General features: G+C 53.8%; 15 protein-coding genes and 1 pseudogene. 11 read left to right on the top strand and 5 right to left on the bottom strand.

What is annotated here, in order from left to right; genetic code table 11:
* Positions 1–217 precede the first annotated feature (217 nt).
* The 6 genes from VF709_RS24430 to ansP all read left to right on the top strand — a co-directional run bounded on the left by VF709_RS24430 (position 218) and on the right by ansP (position 4,248).
* Entirely contained in the window at positions 218–454 is a 237-nt protein-coding gene (locus VF709_RS24430) for a hypothetical protein (RefSeq protein WP_146748707.1), read from the top strand.
* Positions 455–731: 277 nt separating this feature from the next.
* On the top strand, positions 732–830 hold the full coding sequence (locus VF709_RS24425) for a YoaK family small membrane protein (protein ID WP_440232438.1): 99 nt from the start codon (positions 732–734) through the stop codon (positions 828–830).
* Positions 831–1,001: 171 nt separating this feature from the next.
* On the top strand, positions 1,002–1,130 hold the full coding sequence (locus VF709_RS24420; RefSeq protein WP_440232437.1) for a hypothetical protein: 129 nt from the start codon (positions 1,002–1,004) through the stop codon (positions 1,128–1,130).
* A gap of 488 nt (positions 1,131–1,618) precedes the next feature.
* Positions 1,619–1,957 carry a DUF1283 family protein gene (locus VF709_RS24415; protein ID WP_038255704.1) on the top strand — a complete coding sequence of 113 codons (339 nt, stop codon included), beginning with the start codon at positions 1,619–1,621 and terminating at the stop codon, positions 1,955–1,957.
* A gap of 80 nt (positions 1,958–2,037) precedes the next feature.
* Complete coding sequence (locus tag VF709_RS24410; protein WP_440232436.1) at positions 2,038–2,352, top strand: BON domain-containing protein; 315 nt, start codon at positions 2,038–2,040, stop codon at positions 2,350–2,352.
* A gap of 399 nt (positions 2,353–2,751) precedes the next feature.
* A complete protein-coding gene (gene ansP, locus VF709_RS24405) occupies positions 2,752–4,248 on the top strand; it encodes an L-asparagine permease (RefSeq protein WP_440232435.1) in 1,497 nt (498 codons plus the stop codon).
* Between the two features lie 89 nt (positions 4,249–4,337).
* On the opposite strand, the gene VF709_RS24400 is transcribed toward ansP, so the two are convergent.
* Together VF709_RS24400 and VF709_RS24395 are read right to left on the bottom strand one after the other, a co-directional pair.
* Positions 4,338–5,225, bottom strand: coding sequence for a Kdo hydroxylase family protein (locus VF709_RS24400; RefSeq protein WP_440232434.1), 888 nt, complete (start codon positions 5,223–5,225; stop codon positions 4,338–4,340).
* Positions 5,226–5,268: 43 nt separating this feature from the next.
* Positions 5,269–5,802: an MgtC/SapB family protein gene (locus tag VF709_RS24395; protein ID WP_440232433.1), complete on the bottom strand. Its 534-nt coding sequence runs from the start codon at positions 5,800–5,802 to the stop codon at positions 5,269–5,271.
* A 205-nt stretch (positions 5,803–6,007) separates the two neighbouring features.
* Here VF709_RS24395 and VF709_RS24390 point away from each other — a divergent pair, with 205 nt between their 5' ends.
* Both VF709_RS24390 and VF709_RS24385 read left to right on the top strand, forming a co-directional pair.
* A complete protein-coding gene (locus VF709_RS24390; RefSeq protein WP_440232432.1) occupies positions 6,008–6,178 on the top strand; it encodes a hypothetical protein in 171 nt (56 codons plus the stop codon).
* A gap of 224 nt (positions 6,179–6,402) precedes the next feature.
* The gene (locus tag VF709_RS24385; RefSeq protein WP_440232431.1) at positions 6,403–7,065 is read left to right on the top strand and encodes a DUF2913 family protein; all 663 of its coding nucleotides are present in this window, start codon (positions 6,403–6,405) and stop codon (positions 7,063–7,065) included.
* 350 nt (positions 7,066–7,415) lie between these two features.
* Here the strand turns inward: VF709_RS24385 and VF709_RS24380 are convergent, their stop codons facing one another.
* The 3 genes from VF709_RS24380 to VF709_RS24370 all read right to left on the bottom strand — a co-directional run bounded on the left by VF709_RS24380 (position 7,416) and on the right by VF709_RS24370 (position 9,006).
* Positions 7,416–7,640: a hypothetical protein gene (locus VF709_RS24380; RefSeq protein WP_440232430.1), complete on the bottom strand. Its 225-nt coding sequence runs from the start codon at positions 7,638–7,640 to the stop codon at positions 7,416–7,418.
* Between the two features lie 267 nt (positions 7,641–7,907).
* Positions 7,908–8,405, bottom strand: a complete 498-nt coding sequence (locus VF709_RS24375; protein ID WP_440232429.1) for an outer membrane beta-barrel protein — start codon at positions 8,403–8,405, stop codon at positions 7,908–7,910.
* A 238-nt stretch (positions 8,406–8,643) separates the two neighbouring features.
* Positions 8,644–9,006: a lysozyme inhibitor LprI family protein gene (locus VF709_RS24370; protein ID WP_440232428.1), complete on the bottom strand. Its 363-nt coding sequence runs from the start codon at positions 9,004–9,006 to the stop codon at positions 8,644–8,646.
* A gap of 187 nt (positions 9,007–9,193) precedes the next feature.
* Here VF709_RS24370 and VF709_RS24365 point away from each other — a divergent pair, with 187 nt between their 5' ends.
* From VF709_RS24365 to VF709_RS24355, 3 genes and pseudogenes are all read left to right on the top strand, one after another.
* Complete coding sequence (locus tag VF709_RS24365) at positions 9,194–9,706, top strand: hypothetical protein (RefSeq protein WP_440232427.1); 513 nt, start codon at positions 9,194–9,196, stop codon at positions 9,704–9,706.
* A 61-nt stretch (positions 9,707–9,767) separates the two neighbouring features.
* A complete protein-coding gene (locus VF709_RS24360; RefSeq protein WP_440232426.1) occupies positions 9,768–11,564 on the top strand; it encodes a penicillin-binding protein activator in 1,797 nt (598 codons plus the stop codon).
* Between the two features lie 581 nt (positions 11,565–12,145).
* Positions 12,146–12,228 (top strand): annotated as a pseudogene (locus VF709_RS24355) (aquaporin); the annotation flags it as partial.

Below are 12,228 nucleotides of genomic sequence, written 5' to 3'. Positions count from 1 at the left end.
TGTCCGGGGCAGGGAGGATCAGTACGGCGGTACGGGTTGACTTGCCGGGGTACCCGTTGTGCTAATAGGGTTGTTATATGCCACTGCTTCATTTGTTATTTTGGGGATAACTCCCCCTCATTTTATATCGCGCGCGACACAGGGATTGTTTTGTGTTGCGCTTTTTTTTCAGTTCCTGATGGAGCCTGCCGGGAGCATTATCACGGAGTATGTGCCGATGCGATACGTACTCTCCCTGGTGCTGCCGCCGGTAATTGTACAGGCAGACTGCGGGCTGCAGATACTGCAGGGCTGGGTATCCGGCGATGCGTCTGGCAGCGGCAACGGTATCCGGCCAGCGTTTGTTTCACTGGGTCTGAGCGGGGGAGCGCTGACGTTACCCTTTGACCACCGGATGTGCGCGGCGAAAGGGCAGATCGGCTATTACTCGCAGTCACTGACCGGTACACCGTAAGCGAACCGGTGCGATGCATTTTTCGGATACCATTTGATCATTGCGTTTTTTCAGACCGACAGAAGGGGCTGAACGCTGTGGATAATGCCTTTGCTGCAAAACTGAAGCCGGGGCTGGTCTGCGCGGGATGTCTGGGTTATGAGCCGCTGGATAACACGGCATTTACGCAGGCGCGGCATTCGGACATGGTCAGGCAGACCCGGGCCCGTCGTCGCGGGTTAATTCCGGGATGTATCGGCCTGGTACTGTCCAGGGTGTGGAGATGGAGGAGATTGATATGAAAATCGGATGGTTGTTTCCCGTTGCCATTTTTGTGGCGGCTGTGGTTCTGCTGTTGTGGTTTGTCCTGGGCGGGTATGCGCAGCCAGGGCAGTGATCTGGATGCCAGATTTCAATGTTAAGGAATGAGTAATGGATGAAGTGGATCAGGCCAGCCAGGCCGAACAGATGAGACTGGCACAGCTGCTTCACAGCAGAATCCGGGCGTCGCTGCCGCTGACCGGGCTGTGCCACAATTGCTGCGCTCCCCTGAAGGACGTGCATTTTTGTGATGCAGACTGTCGGGATGATTATGAAAAACGACTACAGCCCCATTTACATCGCTGAAACAGCGGCTGTTGGCGATGGACCGGGACGGTGGACCTGCTGGCGTATCAACAGCCAGGTCATTCGTTAAAGCAAAGCCCCAGAGTAAACACTACGTGGCTAAATCCCGTAAGCCGTAAGGTCATTCTGGGGGACTCTGTGGCCTGGAGATATACCGCTGGTTACCGGGGGCGATAATTTCCAGTGAGCGCTCCTCGCCCTGACGACGCCTGCCATTGACATTTCGGGCTACCGTTTCGACACTTTTCTGTGTCTGTTTTCCATGCCGGTTTTCAGACCGGGTACAGCGTATAACGGGTGGTTTGCGCTGTACCTGATTCAATGGTGGTACTTTCATCCTCTTTTACACAGCGAAAGGGGGTACCCCTGAAAGTACCACCTCCGCCGTAGCCAGTCTCCTGTTCTGAATATCAATTCGTCAGCAGGGGCGTTGTTGGCTCCCTTCGTGGAGGTCATGCTTTTTTGCTCCCTGCTCTTGAGCGTGACAGGTTGCCTGTCTGGCATATCTGACCCGGTGACGACACTGCCGTAATGATGGCCGACAATTATTAAGAGGTGATGGACATGAGATTCGGTAAGCGTATTTATCTGGCCGCCATGCTGTCCGGTGTGGTGATGTTTACGGCATCAGCACAGGCTGAAACCAGCAGGCTGACGATTGAATCGGGTGATAATGCGCTCAGTCGTCAGCAGGCTGCTATGGAAAAAGAGCAGTGGAATGATACCCGTGCGTTACGCCAGAAAGTGAACAAACGGGCTGAAAAAGAGTGGGATAAAACCGATGCCGCGTTTGATGATCGTGACCGTTGCGATAAAAGTGCGAACGTGAATGCGTACTGGGAGCCGGATACCCGCCGTTGCCTGGATCGCAGTACCGGTCACGTTATCACCCCCTAGCCGGAGCCACATGCGAGGCACTGCTTCAGACTGCTGATTACTGAACTATGGCTCCATTTATCATACAAGGAGAGAACCCAATGGGTCGTATTAACGTCGTTAACACTTTTTGCCTGTCGGTAATTCTTTCGGCACTGCTGGCCGGTTGTGCACCGGGCGCTAAAAAAGAAGGCACCGGTGGTTATATTGACGATACGGTGATCACCACGAAAGTCAAAGCGGCACTGCTGGCAGAAAAATCACTTAAATCAACGGAGATTAACGTGGAGACCTTTAAAGGCCGGGTGCAGCTCAGTGGGTTTGTCTCGTCACCGGATGCGGTGAACAAGGCTGTAACCGTTACGCAAAAAGTCAGCGGTGTACAGGCCGTTGAGAATGACATGCGAATCAGATAAACGCGATTTGCGTTAAGTATAAAGAAAAGCGGGCCGGAACGGATGTTTCGGTTCCCGGGAGCTCTCTCCAGTTTATCCCCCTGAATGTTAAGTTTGTGATCTCATCGGTTGATGACCTCCCCGTCCCGTGAAGAGTCTCCACTGAGCCTTTTATGCTGACAGGTATACAGGGTGCGTTCTTTGACAACCGGTACCCTCCCGCTAAAAAGCGATACCACACGCAGACGAGCACGTTCACTCGCCGTCGTTTCCATTTTGCGGCGTTTCTGAATCACCGCCGCGCATCACACAACAACCGCAAAACAACATGGCGCATCAGCGCCAGCAGGCTGACCGTTCGCGATAAATAGCGCGTTCAGGCTCAGACACTCCACCAGAAAAAATCAGACAGGTAATTTGATGAAAAGAAAAAATAAAACAGCAGCAGAGCATCATGCGGAAAAACGTCGCTGGCTGAATGCCCATGATGACGGCTATCACAAGGCCATGAATAACCGTCAGGTACAGATGATTGCCATTGGCGGTGCAATTGGTACAGGTTTATTTCTTGGCGCCGGGGCTCGTCTTCAGGTGGCCGGTCCGGCGCTGGCGCTGGTGTATCTGGTCTGCGGGATATTCTCGTTCTTTATTCTGCGTGCGCTGGGGGAACTGGTACTGCACCGGCCAACCAGCGGTAGCTTTGTGTCCTATGCCCGTGAGTTTCTCGGCGAAAAAGCCGCGTTTGTGGCGGGCTGGATGTATTTCATCAACTGGGCGATGACCGGCATTGTCGATATCACCGCCGTGGCGCTGTACATGCACTACTGGGGCACGTTTGGCGGTGTGCCACAGTGGGTGTTTGCGTTGGGGGCACTGGCGATTGTCGGTACCATGAATCTGGTGGGGGTGAAATGGTTCGCCGAAATGGAGTTCTGGTTCGCCCTGGTCAAAGTGCTGGCGATTGTGGCGTTTCTGGTGGTGGGAACGGTGTTCCTCGGCAGCGGTAAACCGCTGGATGGTCATGCCACCGGATTTCATTTGATAACCGACAACGGCGGGCTGTTCCCGCATGGCCTGCTGCCAGCCCTGGTGCTGGTACAGGGTGTCGTCTTTGCTTTTGCGGCGGTTGAACTGGTCGGCACCGCCGCAGGTGAGTGTGAAAACCCGGAAAAGACGGTGCCCAAAGCCATCAATGGCGTTATCTGGCGTATCGGCCTGTTCTATTTTGGCTCCGTGATGCTGCTGGTTCTGTTGTTGCCGTGGACGGCGTATCAGGCGGGACAGAGCCCGTTTGTGACGTTCTTCTCGAAGCTCGGCGTCCCCTATATCGGCAGCATCATGGACATGGTGGTGCTGACGGCGGCGCTCTCCAGCCTGAACTCCGGTCTTTACTCTACCGGTCGTATCCTGCGCTCGATGTCGATGGGCGGGTCGGCGCCAAAGTTCATGTCGAAGATGAGCAAACAGCATGTACCGTATGCGGGGATTCTGGCAACGCTGGCGGTCTACGTGGTGGGGGTGCTCCTCAACTACCTGGTGCCGTCGCAGGTGTTTGAGATTGTGCTGAACGTCGCCTCCCTCGGCATTATCTCTTCATGGGCCTTCATCGTGGTCTGTCAGCTGCGTCTGCGTAAAGCCATTAAGGAAGGCAAAGCCGCGGATATCAGTTTTAAGATGCCCGGTGCACCGGTGACCTCGTGGCTGACGCTGCTGTTTTTGTTCAGCGTGCTGGTGCTGATGGCATTCGACTATCCGGATGGTACGTACACCATCGCGTCAATACCGCTGCTGGCGGTCCTGCTGGTGGCGGGCTGGTCTGGCGTACGTGAACGCGTGAATGAGATTCACCGTACCGCGCCGGTACATCCTGTTGATGAACAGCGCGAAAAACCGCTTGTTGAAGAGTATTCGCGTTAATTTTCAGGGGGCTTTAGCTGAATACCAGACACCTCGGGAGATACGGTAAAGGATAACGCTCCGTTATCCTTTACCACTGAACGTTGCTGTCAGGTCAGCGATTCACCGGTAAATTTTTCCAGTATGTGAAGCGGAGAATACTGAGGGGAACGCATGGCGGTGACTGGCAGCAGGAAAGTTTGTTCCAGCATAAATTGCCCACTGACTGCTGCATGAGGGGTCTGGTCTGAAAAACAAATCCACATGCTGCCTGCTGCAAACTCTGTCACCTGTTGGACGCCCCGTAGCTGGTAGTCGTCGTCGCTTTTCATCCGGTTATGTAACTCCAGCATCAGGTGATCGTAATGGCTGCGCCTGCTTTTCGTTATTCCTAGTGCAGCCTGTAGTGTGCTGACGAGCGGATACCATGGAGCTAGCGATGGCAGAAAACAGGCCGCCAGCGAATCAAAATGTTCGCCGGTCCGCCATATTCTGGGCTCACCGTTTTGGTTGATATTGCAGAAGACCCGCAAAATGCGGTTACCATGCACCGGGCGTGACGGAATGGCATCAACGTGCAGTCGCGTGTCATCCTTGCGCCATGACGTGGCGTCACGCCAGGCAGTGACCGGATAAAGCCGCAGGCTGGTTTGTGGCTGGAACAATGCGTCGCGATAACCAGGCAACAGGGTGTTGAGCAGCCTGACGGTGAACCGGTAGTAGCGTTCTGTCAGTTGTCTGACGGCATTAACATGACTTGCATTTGCCATACCGCTGATTTTTTGCTGCTCTGGCTGATAGCTGATGTTTTTGCGCCGGGGGGAGACCAGCGCAGTAGTGAGCAAATTACGCTCTTCGTTGTTCAGTGGAAAGGTTGTCTCCGGCAGGTACAAAACATTGCCCTCTTCAAGCGGATCCTGCACCGCAAAATCCGTCTCCGGCATGTTGAGGTCCGTGAAGGGAAGTGTGGTTATGGATACGGGGGTACTTCGGATCATTGAATCTCTCCCTGTTGTGGATTACCAGCATCCCGGTCTGGTATCAGTGTTTTTCATTGGGATCCGGTGCAATACGGGAAGTATTGTCCTGCCTGTCGCCGTATGAGGATTTCGCTTTGTCTACATCACCCCGGCGGCGGTGGACACCGCGCTGAAGCGCGTTAAAGCTGTTTTCCAGCCAGCTCGCGCCGGTCAGGATCCCGAGAACCACCATCGTCATCGCAACGGACTGCGCCAGCAAATCCAGACCAATCATGGCGCCGATTGCCGCCAGGACCCAGACAGTAGCTGCAGAAGTGACGCCCATCACCTGGCCGTCGCGGGTCATCATCACGCCTGCGCCCAGAAAACCGATCCCGCTCACCAGTTGTCCGAGCACACGGCTGCGGTCTGTCTCCAGCCCGGTAAGATGTGTCCCCATTGCCAGAAAAAGGTAGCTGCCCAGAATAATCAGCGTCGAGGTCCGTATACCAACGGGTTTACCATGAAGCTGGCGCTCCAGACCGATGAGTGTACCGCATATCAGGCAGGCCAAAATATGAGACCAGGACAGAGGCGTTAAATCGGGAAAGTGCACAACGTTAATCCGGCAGATAATGGAGCTGTTATCCTCAAAACGGCAGTTGGGTGCTGTCCAGCCCCCTGCCCCTGGAAACCGGGTTTTAACATTCAGTACACTTAGGGGTATTTGACAAACGCAACCATAGCCCTGAAAAACTTGTTCTCGCACCGCTCCCGTTCCCGGATCCCAGTCTGTACACATTTGTACAGGAGACCCTGCAGTGAAAAAATTAACCGTAACTGTCATTGTTTTTACAACATTACTCAGTTCTTCAGATATGGCTGCTGATAAAACCGTGACCAGTGGGTTGCCCTGTGCCGTAACCGGTAAAAGCGTGAAATCAACAGTGTGTGGTGCTGGAGCCGGTGCCACGCCGGAGAAAGGTAAGTAAGGCAAACGGCTCGTAAGAATGGCTTTCCTGATGCAGCCGTCGGGGCGGGTGTCGATTCAACCGGTCACAGTGTGTTGGAAAGGTACTGCACTGGATGCCGATGGTGTTGTTGGGAAAACCACGCGCTGATTTAAAGCCGTGCGCTCAGACCGCCTGGCGGTTGCCACCAGAATGCTCAACTTCCCGGCTTTTCCGTCAGCAGTGTCCTCGCTATAATTCTGCGCATGAAAAAGAATCACACCGTATTACCACCCGAGGAATCCCTCGCCGATCTCGCCCATTTAGCATGGTGCGCGCTGGTGGGCTTGCGAATGGCTCAGCAGGACGGCCAGGCGCTGTCGCCTTTGACCATCCACACCTCTTTAATTCGCTGGCTTGCTGATGTGCAAAAGCAGCGGCGTTTTCCGCGTTCTGTGGCATCCGACATCGACAGTCTGCTTCGACTCGGGCGTCAGAAAGGTCCTGCAGCCGGATTGTTTAAACGTCTTGAATACCTCCACCAGTCCTGTACGGAGCCGGTGACGCAGCAGTCAGACCTCTTCCGGCTGACGCACGCCATTGAATATCTGCGCTCGCAGGGCTGGGTTAACGCGGTGGTGACCGATGAGGAATGGGTTCCCGGTTCTCTGTATCACGAATACGCAGACGTATCCGCGCTGCTGGTGAGAAAGTCCGAACTGCAGCGCCATTATACTGAAGAAGGTAAGCAGTCCGCACCGGTGGATTTTATCGTGGTTGGCGACTGTCGTGTTGTGGGCGATGTGCTTGATGCGCGTAAGCTGCGTTATGAGATACGGGAGCAACACGCCGGGTGGTGTTTGTTGTCGTTGCTGCCAGCGGAAGAAATGCTCTCTGCTGCAACACTCCCCGCAGAGCGGATGGCATGACGTTAATGTAAGAAGAAAGGCCGGTGGGGCGAATTGATTTCCACGCAATATGATAAATGATTACCTGAGTGTATATTGTGGGTATGTTTCCCGGGTAAGCTATAATGCGTGATTATCAGTAAACGGAACAAAAACTTGCATTTTTCGGCGAAAATAAAAAATCCCGTATGCTTCCATACGGACAACGCGAATGATTTCAGTCTTAATGAGTAAATAACGCATCCTGAGTCTGTAAACGAAAGATAGCAGATAACAACATAAAATAACCATTCTGCGATGTTCGTCAAATAAATTATTGTACAGGTCACTGTACCCGAAAATAGTACACCAGTCGCCACCTGTGATTAGCGTTATCGATTTTCCGGAGCAGAACTCCCGTGGCGTTCAGCATGCATCTCCTGAAGCCGTTGCCGGACAGCGCATAATAAATGGCGAAGTTCTTCCTCTTCCCGACTGGAGGGCGTCTGAAAGACCTGGTGGGCAAAGCTGACTGCATTTAGCGCGTTAGTCAGGTCGTCATTACTCATTCTTTTTTCCGCCAGCAGGGGTATGGATGAAAATTTTAAACTCATCATCAGGACTACGTCCGGTATAAATATTGTTATTCACCCAGACTCATGAGTAAAAAGAAAACAGAAATCACCATCAGTAAAATAAATAAGCCAACAACACCGGCAATAAAAATGTCATGTAACATGGTCACTATCCAGCTCTGTATTGATAATTAACCGTTGGAGTGTTGTTTTGATATTTCAGATGCGCTGTTAATCCCGTGATATTATTTATCCGAAGCCAGTCTCTGTCTGGACAACCAGCTTCAGGCATGAAATGTTATACCGACGTCAGAAACGGTAACCCACCCCGAGGTTCCAGCCGTTGGTGTCAAGGCTACCGCTGGTATGGTCACTGCTGAAGTCTGCACCTTCGTAACCCACGGTGATATTGATGTCTGCGCGCGGTGTTATCTGGAGCCCGGTGCCATAGCCGTAACCCCATTTGGTCCCCAGCACATCCTGATGGAAGAACGCCGGTCCCACCTGCGCGTAGAGTCCCAGCATATCGTTTATCTGATACGACGGACCGGTCAGCAGGGAGACGAGGTCGGCATTACCATGGTCACCGCCACTGCTCATGGTCCATGAGGCCGAGGTATTCAGTCCCCAGTTATCCGCAAAGGCATGATTATCCCCCAGGCGGAAGCCGTGCAGGGTACCGGCGCGGTTACTGTGCTGCTGGGCGTAACCCAGCGAGATAATATCATTGCCGTTCATGGCGGCCATTGCCGGATGTACGGCGCTGAGACCTGCCAGCAGTGACAGGGTGAGCATCAGTTTTTTCATTATCCGAATCCTTATTCATCAGTGTATTGCAGGTTATTAACAAATAAGGGATAGGCACGGGAGCTGTGGTTTGTCCAGATACCGTGTCGGGGCGGTATATTACTTTCTGCGGCCCCGCATCCCGGATGTATGCTGCAGACGAGCCCGGAGTTTGCGTAATGTCGGACCTGACAAAAAGCTGTGATGTTGCGGAACTGGTAAATCCTGCCGCTCTGTTACGCGTTTCTTCATCCTTTCCTCAGCGATTAAATGACGCCACGATGTGCTGATACTGGTCGTTGAGTTCATCGATACGGTCGTCGTAAAGATGGGACAGGCAAACGGTGTTATCACCACACGCCTGACGTTTCTGCAGCCAGGTGGTCTGTTCATCCAGCAGTGCACCGCGTCCGCCCATCAGAACAACCTTCCTCAACATGTCATATGTTGTCGCCATTCTGACATCTTTCTCGCTCAGTTCCCGGTCAGCACAGATGGCTTTTTCATCGGGGACGCTGACGCCGCTGCAACTGAAGCTGGCGGCAGATGCGGAAACGGACAGCAGCAGGAGCAGTGCGAAAGAGACGCGGGTGATTTCAGCGAATGGTGAACATGGTGCCATGACAATTTCCCCTTTATTTATTGCGTACTCTCAGGAATGTGTCACGCCGGGAGACCGCTGGCGTCAATCCGATTTATTTAAGGTCTGTTGATATTTCTGGACAACGGTTTTTCCCCGTTGTTAAGCCTTCGTCGGGAATGGTGCAGGAAAATGGTTGTCTGTTTATGGGGTTAACGGGAGGAGGAGAATGGCGGAACTGAATGTGGCAGCAGAAGAGCATGGGACGAACGCAAAAGCCGGAAAGCGACAGCGTGTCCGCCGTGAGGAACAGCTGCGCCAGACCCGTCAGGATATCGCCGCATTTCGTGAGCGTATGCAGCGACTGGCGGATAACCTGACCGAATGGCTGGAAGGATATGAGGTCAGCATTACCCGGCGTGAAATGGTACCCGTATCATCAGCAGGTGCATACACCATACCGTGTATTGCCCTTCACTGCGGACGTAACTGGGCAGGTTTCACTCCGCAGGCGCTGTACAGCGTGAAAGGCGGTATTCAGATTAAGGGCGAGGTCACTCTGGCAGTTGATAATTCACGCCGCTATCCCCGTACCGAAAAATACATGCTTTGTATGCCGGGGCACCTGTTATCCACGGCAGACTGGGCGATACACCCTGATGGCAGGGCTCCGGGCAAAGGGAAGGCACTGACCCGCGAGTTGCTGATGAGGGCTCTCGCGCCGTTGTTCGACGATGCATAAGTCGTTCCCGTATGGTCCGGATGTTCTGTTGAATGAAAACAATAACAGGGAGGAGCCTGGAATGCGTTTATCTGTTTTTTATGGTGCCAGAGCGTTATACGGTATTTCGCTGATTGCGGCTGCGCTGTTTTTTACCGGCTGCGCCGTTCGTCCTGTTGACCGGAGCACTGCACTTCTGGAAAGTCCGGTACAGACTGACGCCACACAGGCCCTGATGCGAATGCAGCACAGTAATGGCAGTAGCAAAACCAGCTGGCAGCTACTCGCCATTCGCGCACTGCTCAGGGATGGTAAAAACCAGCAGGCCGCCGACCTTTTCAGTCAGTTACTGCCGAAACTGGATGATGCCCAGAAACAGGAGCAGTCACTGCTTGCGGTGGAGCTGAAGCTGGCGCAGGAAGATTTAGCGGGGGCACAGACGCTGCTGACGAACATCAGTCCGGATGGACTTAAGGGGGCACAGCTGGCGCGTTACCTGCAGAGCATGGTCACCGCTCTGCAGGGTAAACCCTCTCCGGCACTGCTGCAGGTGCTGATGGCTCAGGACCCGCTGCTGACCACCACGCAGGAGAAGCAACGAAACATTGACGAGACCTGGCAGACGCTTACTGCCATGACGCAAACGCAGGTTGATGCTGTACAGACTACTGACGCTAACATATCACTTCATGGCTGGCAGGCACTGCGCCGCGCCTGGTCTGATAACCGTGGTATGCCGGACAGACTGAAAGCCGCCGTCAGCGGATGGCAGACTCACTGGTCGCAGCATCCGGCGGCCAGACAGTTGCCCACAGCACTGGTAAACGACATGAATTTTCGTCCGGCATCAGTGCGTAAAGTGGCCCTGATGCTTCCCCTGAGCGGTACGGCGGCCCGCTTTGGTCGCGTGATTCAGCTGGGATTTGAGGCTGAAAAGAAAGTGTCCCCACCCGCCTCCGCAGACTCATCAGAACTGATGCTCTACGACACCGCAACCAGGCCGGTTTCACAGTTGCTGACTCAGGCACAACAGGACGGCGCCACGCTGGTTGTAGGGCCGCTGTTAAAAAATCGCGTGGCGGAGCTGCTCAGCAGCAACCCGACGATAAACGTACTGGCTCTGAACCTGCCGGAAAATCCTGCCCGCCGGGATAACATCTGCTATTTTGCGCTCTCGCCGGAAGATGAGGCCCGCAGTGCGGCGCGTCATATCCGTGCGCAGGGTAAACACTCTCCACTGCTCCTGCTCCCCGGCAGCGAAATCAGCGAACGCGTGGCCCGGGCTTTTACCGACGAGTGGCAGAAACAGGGAGGTGGTGCAGTGCCGGAGCAGCGTTTTGGCTCACTGGCAACACTGAAGGCCAGTGTGAACAGCGGTATCACACTGGCCGGGGCTCCGGTTGCTGTCTCGCGCAAGGGGGCGGAAAGCTATCGCCGGGGCCGGGTGGATGCGGTGTATATCATCGCCACGCCGGAAGAAATGGGATATCTCAAACCAATGATTGCAGAGCGTAACGGTAGTCGGTCAGGCGCGATGCTGTATGCCAGCTCCCGCAGTATCAGCGGTACCGCCGGAGCGGATTATCGTCTGGATATGGAAGGCCTGCAGTTCAGCGACATCCCGGTACTGGCGAACAACAATCCGGGGCTGAAGCAACGGGCACTCAACGCCACGGGCAATGACTACTTTCTGGCCCGCCTGTTCGCCATGGGGGCGGACGCCTGGACGCTGGCAAATCACTATGCACAGCTGCGCCAGACCCCTGCCTTTACACTGAAGGGGAATACCGGTGAACTGAGCGCGTCATCGGGCTGTGTGATTACCCGTGAACTGCCCTGGTTTCGTTATCAGAGAGGGCAGGTTGTGCCGGTGGAGTAAACGCCCGTGTGTTGGCTTAGCCAGGGGACGGCTTCGCAACATTGCAGGGACACCTGACCGGTAAGCTCCCAGGCACGATTTTTCTGGAGGACGTTATGCTGCTCTCAAAGATACTGATCGCCATCGGCATCGTTGCCGTGATTTATTTTCTCGTGATGTTCATTGTGGACAGGTCTGCTTTCTGAAGTGGAATGTGGTCATTACGCGATATTCACTAAGGAGAGATCAATGTCGTGGTGGGAACTTGTGTTTGATTTTCTGGGGTTAGTTTTCGTGATGGTCATGATGGTACAGATGACACAATTTTTTAAATCCTGAGGATGCCAGCATAATCTTCCACAAATTAACGCCGGAGTTTGTAGCAAGTCTGGGGGAGTACCTTCCGGATATGAGTTTCAGGCGAAATGGTAATAAAAAATACCTCAGGCAGGATGGCTGAGATCCGCTGTCAAAAATTCTTACTGGTCATTTGACAAACTGACCTCCCGTTCCTGAATTTTAATTATCCTGCTATGGATAATTGAAAATAATCACCGTAACTCAGTCAGATACAGGAGCGTAAGGAAATGAACAATAACATGATGAAAGTGGCACTGGCCGAAGTGTTAGGTACTTTCTGGCTGGTGCTGGGAGGATGTGGCAGCGCGGTGCTGGCGGCGGGCGT

Source organism: Enterobacter sp. Lyrl_3 (assembly GCF_051948675.1).
GTDB classification, from domain to species: Bacteria; Pseudomonadota; Gammaproteobacteria; order Enterobacterales; family Enterobacteriaceae; genus Enterobacter; species Enterobacter cloacae.
This window is presented reverse-complemented; position numbering and strand designations above follow the sequence as displayed.

Bases quoted from the DNA above. Each gene is read 5' to 3' on its own strand.
- VF709_RS24365 (WP_440232427.1), top strand. From the start codon at position 9,194: ATGGCGGAACTGAATGTGGCAGCAGAAGAGCATGGGACGAACGCAAAA.
- VF709_RS24425 (WP_440232438.1), top strand. From the start codon at position 732: ATGAAAATCGGATGGTTGTTTCCCGTTGCCATTTTTGTGGCGGCTGTG.
- VF709_RS24375 (WP_440232429.1), bottom strand. From the start codon at position 8,405: ATGAAAAAACTGATGCTCACCCTGTCACTGCTGGCAGGTCTCAGCGCC.
- ansP (WP_440232435.1), top strand. From the start codon at position 2,752: ATGAAAAGAAAAAATAAAACAGCAGCAGAGCATCATGCGGAAAAACGT.
- VF709_RS24370 (WP_440232428.1), bottom strand. From the start codon at position 9,006: ATGGCACCATGTTCACCATTCGCTGAAATCACCCGCGTCTCTTTCGCA.
- VF709_RS24410 (WP_440232436.1), top strand. From the start codon at position 2,038: ATGGGTCGTATTAACGTCGTTAACACTTTTTGCCTGTCGGTAATTCTT.
- VF709_RS24400 (WP_440232434.1), bottom strand. From the start codon at position 5,225: ATGATCCGAAGTACCCCCGTATCCATAACCACACTTCCCTTCACGGAC.
- VF709_RS24380 (WP_440232430.1), bottom strand. From the start codon at position 7,640: ATGATGAGTTTAAAATTTTCATCCATACCCCTGCTGGCGGAAAAAAGA.
- VF709_RS24430 (WP_146748707.1), top strand. From the start codon at position 218: ATGCGATACGTACTCTCCCTGGTGCTGCCGCCGGTAATTGTACAGGCA.
- VF709_RS24385 (WP_440232431.1), top strand. From the start codon at position 6,403: ATGAAAAAGAATCACACCGTATTACCACCCGAGGAATCCCTCGCCGAT.
- VF709_RS24360 (WP_440232426.1), top strand. From the start codon at position 9,768: ATGCGTTTATCTGTTTTTTATGGTGCCAGAGCGTTATACGGTATTTCG.
- VF709_RS24415 (WP_038255704.1), top strand. From the start codon at position 1,619: ATGGACATGAGATTCGGTAAGCGTATTTATCTGGCCGCCATGCTGTCC.